We start from the raw sequence: 3,755 nt of genomic DNA, 5'->3' as shown, positions 1-3,755 counted from the left end.
CCCAGTGCCGGACGCCGCCGACGCGGCGGCCGCGGCCGAGGTGAGGAGGGCCGAGGTGGTCTCGAAGGTCGTCCGGCTGACCCGCGACTGGGTCAACACCGCGCCCAACGAGCTGCGTCCGCCGCAGTTCGCCGACGCCGTGGTCGCCGCGGCCGAGGGCACCGGCCTCGAGGTGGAGGTGCTCGACTTCGACGCCCTCAAGGCCGGTGGCTACGGCGGCATCGTCGCCGTCGGCCAGGGCTCCGAGGCGCCGCCGCGCCTGGTCAAGCACAGCTACACGCCCGCGGGCGTGACCGACCCGAAGCGGGTCGCGCTGGTCGGCAAGGGCATCACCTTCGACACCGGCGGCATCAGCATCAAGCCGACCGCCGGCATGTGGGAGATGAAGTCGGACATGGCCGGCGCCGCCGCGGTCGGCGCGGCCCTGCTGGCCGTCGCCGCGCTCAAGCCGGCCGTCGCGGTCACCGGCTACCTGGCCATGGCCGAGAACATGCCTTCCGGTACGGCGTACCGGCCGGGCGACGTCATCACCATGTTCAGCGGCAAGCGGGTCGAGGTGCTCAACACCGACGCCGAGGGCCGGATGGTGCTCGCCGACGCGATCGCCCGGGCCTGCGCCGACGGCACCGACTACGTCTTCGAGACCTCGACGCTGACCGGCGGTCAGGTGGTCGCGCTGGGCAAGCGGATCGCCGGCGTGATGGGCTCGCCGGAAACCTGCGAGCGGGTCAAGGCGGCCGGGGACGCCGTCGGCGAGCCGGCCTGGCCGATGCCGCTGCCGGACGACGTGCGCAAGGGCATGGAGTCGGAGATCGCCGACATCAGCCAGGTCAACGCGAGCATGGACCGGGCCGGGCACATGCTGCAGGGCGGCGTCTTCCTGCGCGAGTTCGTCGCCGACGGCGTCGAGTGGGCGCATATCGACATCGCCGGGCCGTCGTACCACACGGGCGAGCCGAACGGTTACTGGACCAAGGGCGGCACCGGCGTGCCGGTGCGCACGCTGCTGGCGCTCGTCGACGACGTGGCCGCCAACGGCTGAGCTAAGGGGCGCCGTCCGGCTTCAGGAGGCCGGGCGGCGCTTCTGGCGCTCGTTGTAGTCGCGCATCCGTTGCGGGTAGCCCATCAGCCGGATGTCGTAGATCGGCATCGCCAGCTGGTGGGCGAAGCGCCGGGCGCCCTCCGGGGAGTCGACGCGCCGCCGGGTCCACTCACCGTCGTGCGCGACCAGCAGCAGCGTGGTCTCGGTCACCGTCGTCCGCGGCTCGATGAAACCCTCCACACCCCGCCGGGACCGGACGAACTCCGCGAGGTGCTCAAAATCGGCACGATCGGCTGTCCGGCCCACCCCGCGGGACGGCTCTTTCCGCCGCCGGAACCACGCCACGCCACGCTCCTCACGTTCGACTGCGGTCAGGGTACGTCCTCACCCGGTGTCCTTGGGCACCTGACTACATCGATCGTTGCGGGAAGTGACAAGATGGCCAGGACAGCTGTGACCGTTTCCACCATGTGACCCATGGGGAGACGAACGCGATCTGGGAGTAGACGTGAGCCAGCCTGGCGGAACCTTCGACATCGTGATCCTCGGTGCCGGCAGCGGCGGTTACGCCGCCGCCCTGCGCGCGGCCGAGCTGAACCTGTCGGTGGCACTGATCGACAAGGCCGAGCTGGGCGGCACCTGCCTGCACCGCGGCTGCATCCCGACCAAGGCGCTGCTGCACGCGGCCGAGCTGGCCGACCAGACCCGTGAGAGCGAGCAGTTCGGCATCAAGGCCGACCTGGTCGGCATCGACATGGCCGGCGTGAACGCGTACAAGGACGGCGTGGTCGGCCGGCTCTACAAGGGCCTGCAGGGCCTGCTCAAGCAGCCGAACATCACCGTGGTCCAGGGCGCCGGCAAGCTCGTGTCGCAGGACACCGTCGAGGTGGACGGCAAGAAGTACACCGGCCGCAACGTCATCCTCGCCACCGGCTCCTACTCGCGTTCGCTGCCCGGCCTCGAGGTCGACGGCCAGCGGGTGCTGACCAGCGAGCACGCCCTGCGCCTGGACCGCGTGCCCAGTTCCGCGATCGTGCTGGGCGGCGGCGTCATCGGCGTCGAGTTCGCCAGCGTCTGGAAGTCCTTCGGCGCCGACGTGACCATCCTGGAGGCGCTGCCCCGGCTGGTCGCCGCCGAGGACGAGGAGATCTCCAAGACGCTCGAGCGGGCGTTCCGCAAGCGGAAGATCAACTTCAAGGTCGGCAAGCCGTTCGAGAAGGTCGAGCACACCGAGAACGGCGTGAAGGCGACCCTGGCCGGCGGCGAGACCGTCGAGGCCGAAATCCTGCTGGTCGCGGTCGGCCGCGGCCCGACGACCAAGGACCTGGGGTACGAGCAGCAGGGCATCACGCTCGACCGGGGTTTCGTCATCACCAACGAGCGGCTGCACACCGGCGTCGGCAACATCTACGCGGTCGGTGACATCGTGCCCGGCCTCCAGCTCGCGCACCGTGGCTTCCAGCAGGGCATCTTCGTCGCGGAGGAGATCGCCGGCAAGAACCCGGCGGTCATCGACGAGAACGGCATCCCGCGGGTCACCTACTCCGACCCCGAGATCGCCTCCGTCGGCCTGACCGAGGCCCGCGCCAAGGAGCAGTACGGCGCCGACAAGATCACGTCTTACAACTACAACCTCGGTGGCAACGGCAAGAGCCAGATCCTCAAGACCGCGGGCTTCGTGAAGCTGGTCCGGGTCAACGACGGCCCGGTCGTCGGCGTGCACATGGTCGGCGCGCGGATGGGCGAGCTCGTCGGGGAGGCGCAGCTGATCTACAACTGGGAAGCTTTCCCGGAGGAGGTCGCTCAGCTGGTGCACGCCCACCCGACGCAGAACGAGGCGCTCGGCGAGGCGTTCCTCGCCCTGGCGGGCAAGCCTCTGCACGCGCACAGCTGATACGTCGATCACGCCAAGAAGAGCGGTTAAGGAGTTCTGAGAGATGCCGGTATCGGTCACCATGCCGCGGCTCGGTGAGAGCGTCACCGAGGGCACCGTCACGCGCTGGCTCAAGCAGGAGGGCGAGCGGGTCGAGGCCGACGAGCCGCTGCTCGAGGTCTCCACCGACAAGGTCGACACGGAGATCCCGTCGCCGGCCGCCGGGGTGCTCTCGCGCATCGTCGTCGGCGAGGACGAGACGGCCGACGTCGGCAGCGAGCTCGCGATCATCGCGGGCGACGGTGAGGACGCGGGCTCGTCCGCCCCGGCCCCGGCCGAGGACGCCCAGCAGGCCGCGCCCGAGGCGGAGGCCGAGCCGGAGCCGGAGCCCGAGCCCGCCGCGCTCGACACCCCCTCGACCGAGAAGCCGGTCGAGGAGGAGGCCCCCGCGCCGCAGACCGCCGCCCCCGCCGGTGGCTCCGAGGGCACGGCCGTCAAGATGCCCGCCCTCGGCGAGAGCGTCACCGAGGGCACGGTCACCCGCTGGCTCAAGCAGGTCGGCGACACCATCGAGGTCGACGAGCCGCTGCTCGAGGTCTCCACCGACAAGGTCGACACGGAGATCCCGTCGCCCGTCGCCGGCACGGTCCTGGAGATCAAGGTCCCCGAGGACGAGACCGCCGACGTCGGCGCCGAGCTGGCCATCATCGGCACCCCGGGCGACGCCCCCGCCGCGGCCCCGGCACCGTCCGCGCCGGCACCGCAGCAGGCCGAAGCGCCCAAGGCCGAGGCTCCGAAGGCCGAGGCCCCCACGGCGGAGGCTCCCAAGGCCGAGGCCCC

Annotated in this window: 4 protein-coding genes; 3 read left to right on the top strand and 1 reads right to left on the bottom strand. The window is 71.1% G+C overall.

Annotated features, from left to right (window positions below):
- Nucleotides 1–1,042: leucyl aminopeptidase (locus AB0C29_RS37855; RefSeq protein ID WP_360830987.1), on the top strand; the 1,042-nt coding region annotated here is incomplete at its 5' end.
- Between the two features lie 21 nt (nucleotides 1,043–1,063).
- On the opposite strand, the gene AB0C29_RS37850 is transcribed toward AB0C29_RS37855, so the two are convergent.
- The gene (locus AB0C29_RS37850; protein WP_360549034.1) at nucleotides 1,064–1,348 is read right to left on the bottom strand and encodes a hypothetical protein; all 285 of its coding nucleotides are present in this window, start codon (nucleotides 1,346–1,348) and stop codon (nucleotides 1,064–1,066) included.
- Between the two features lie 202 nt (nucleotides 1,349–1,550).
- Here AB0C29_RS37850 and lpdA point away from each other — a divergent pair, with 202 nt between their 5' ends.
- Nucleotides 1,551–2,936, top strand: a complete 1,386-nt coding sequence (gene lpdA / locus AB0C29_RS37845; protein ID WP_360830984.1) for a dihydrolipoyl dehydrogenase — start codon at nucleotides 1,551–1,553, stop codon at nucleotides 2,934–2,936.
- Nucleotides 2,937–2,979: 43 nt separating this feature from the next.
- Nucleotides 2,980–3,755: biotin/lipoyl-containing protein (locus AB0C29_RS37840; RefSeq protein ID WP_360830981.1), on the top strand; the 776-nt coding region annotated here is incomplete at its 3' end.

Source organism: Actinoplanes sp. NPDC048791 (assembly GCF_040650095.1).
Taxonomy (GTDB): domain Bacteria; phylum Actinomycetota; class Actinomycetes; order Mycobacteriales; family Micromonosporaceae; genus Actinoplanes.
The sequence above is the reverse complement of the archived record's forward strand: the minus strand, read 5'-3'. Positions and strand labels throughout refer to the sequence as shown.